The organism is Nonomuraea cypriaca (assembly GCF_015645445.1).
In the GTDB taxonomy this organism is placed as follows: domain Bacteria; phylum Actinomycetota; class Actinomycetes; order Streptosporangiales; family Streptosporangiaceae; genus Nonomuraea; species Nonomuraea cypriaca.
In genome coordinates this window covers 1-1,770 of record NZ_JADOGI010000496.1, presented here as the reverse complement: position 1 = coordinate 1,770, position 1,770 = coordinate 1, and the positions used below count along the sequence as shown (strand labels likewise).

The 1,770-nt window shown below is 64.4% G+C and carries 1 protein-coding gene and 1 pseudogene; one reads left to right on the top strand and one right to left on the bottom strand.

The annotated features are described in order from the left end of the window. Positions 1 to 784: 784 nt before the first annotated feature. The gene (locus tag ITP53_RS55170) at positions 785 to 1,069 is read right to left on the bottom strand and encodes a hypothetical protein (protein WP_195903451.1); all 285 of its coding nucleotides are present in this window, start codon (positions 1,067 to 1,069) and stop codon (positions 785 to 787) included. Between the two features lie 256 nt (positions 1,070 to 1,325). Here ITP53_RS55170 and ITP53_RS55165 point away from each other — a divergent pair. Beyond that, a pseudogene (locus tag ITP53_RS55165) lies at positions 1,326 to 1,433 on the top strand (IS5/IS1182 family transposase); the annotation flags it as partial. Positions 1,434 to 1,770: the final 337 nt, after the last annotated feature.

Sequence of the window (1,770 nt, the reverse complement as noted above, 5' to 3'; positions counted from 1 at the left end):
CATTCAGGGCTCGGTTATCGACCCCCGCTCGAAGTCCTCGACGAATGGTTCGATAATCAGTCGGTTGCGTGATAGAGTCGACCATATAGTTCATTTGGGACGTGTCCGGAAAACGCCGGGCTCCTCAAGCTCCCTTTCGGGCCGGGCACCGAGCCCGTATCCGACCAGTTATGCGGGAACCACCCGGCGGAGGTGCCGGACCTGCGGTCCCCGGTTTCCTGCTGCCTTTCGGCCATCGGCATTGGCTTCTTGGGTCATCCTGCGCCCGCTGGGGAGTTGAGCCTTCCTCACGGTCGGCCTACCGGCCGCCAGGCGGCCGGACCCCAATGGGGTTGTCGTGTTGCACATGAACAAGCTGCGACCGGGCAGGGCGCTCTCTTTATCCCGGGGACGGTGGTGCGCTCCCGACCGGCGACTATCCTCCGGCCGGCACCCGCCGCTCTCCTGCGGCCAGTCCCTACGACCCCGCTGGAACATCCCATCGGCGGGGGGCACTTTCACGAGACGTCAACGAGAGTTCACGCCATTCACCCATCACCCCGGATCCGGCTGGCCACCGGCCCAAGGCCGGGAACCCCGCACTGCTCAACACAGGATTCCCGCCGGTCTTCTCCTCGCCCGCCGCCCCCGGATGGAACAGGAGCCGCTTCGGCTTCTACCCCGGGCTTCGCACCCCGCAGTTACCCACGACGCACGCCGAGGCGGAGACAGGCCATCGCGCACTGGCCCAGGTACTACACCCTCGACATCAGCCGAACCTCCAAACGGTGCCTCCCACTTGAATTCATGCACCCTCACGCCGCACATAATCCGAAGTGCTTTCGACGACCACCCGCTGCACGCCGTGACAGCGCAGATGATCGGCCAGCGCCAGGATGTCGTCGTAGCGGGCGGGAACCTCCCATACCTTCTGGACCTTGCGCCCCGCTCGCGTGTCGTGCGGCAGCCGGGTACAGACCATCCCGGTGTCCTTGGCCACGTCGATCGCCGCCACCCGGGCCAGCGTCTCCCCCGGCTCGCCTTCCTGCCCGGCCTGGGCCACCAGCGCCGGCCCTCGTGCTTGTGCCACTACATCTTCCTCAAACGATCAGGGGTTCGATACGGTTGAGGCCGGCCGGAGGGCGGCACAGGGACCGACGAATCTGGTCGGCGTACTCGTAGTGACAGGACGCACCCCTTTGACCGCCCCCGGCACCAGACTTGTATACGTGTTCATCGCTCCAAGAGCGTGTCGGGCTCGCGACCGGCCTCGCTGCTGATCATTTCGTGACGTCGCAGCGGATACCAACCCCCGTGACTTGTATGAGCCAAGAGCTACACCCAAAGCCGATCGGCCCTATTTCTCCGGCAAGCACCGCGTGCACGGGATGAACGTCCAGGTCATCGCCACACCGGATGGGATGATCCTGTGGACCTCGGGCGCGCTTCCGGGTACTACATTCGCAGATCTTGGGGCAGGGGGTCTCCTCGCTGTCTGTAGTGGCTGATCATTGCCCGGGTTTGGTGGACAATCCGGAAATGTGACCAGGCGAGGACGTGGTGGGTGAGGTTGATGGCGGGGACGAAGAGGCGGGCGTAGATGCGGCGGATCTCGGCGACGGAGGGCCGGATCAGCCGGAGCCGACTCAGCAGATCTTCTCCTGGCCTGCGTTCGACGTAATTCCGGCCATCTAGAGACGGTGATGGGATGAAGGTGCAGGTCAACGGGTTAGATCGAGCTTATGGCGATGGAATGGCCTAGAGACGCGGTCAGTGGTCAACGGTGTGCAT